The organism is Seonamhaeicola marinus (assembly GCF_008085455.1).
The window spans coordinates 1-236 of record NZ_VSDQ01000264.1; the positions used below are offsets into that span (position 1 = coordinate 1).

At 37.7% G+C, this 236-nt stretch carries 1 protein-coding gene; it reads left to right on the forward strand.

Annotation, left to right across the window (positions count from 1 at the left end):
* A partial coding sequence (locus tag FUA24_RS03870) for an AAA family ATPase (RefSeq protein ID WP_148540143.1) occupies positions 1-236 on the forward strand: 236 nt, incomplete at both ends.

A 236-nucleotide genomic window follows, 5' to 3' on the forward strand; every position in this document is an offset into this window, starting at 1 on the left:
GGTAAATACCATTGCACAAGCTTTGGGTTTAGATTTTAAGCGTATACAGTTTACACCAGATTTAATGCCAAGTGATATTTTAGGTAGCGAAATCCTTGATGAAGATCGTCATTTTAAATTTGTAAAAGGTCCCATTTTTGGCAATATTATTTTGGCAGATGAAATTAACCGTACACCACCAAAAACGCAGGCAGCACTTTTAGAGGCAATGCAAGAACGAGCTGTAACGGTTGCAG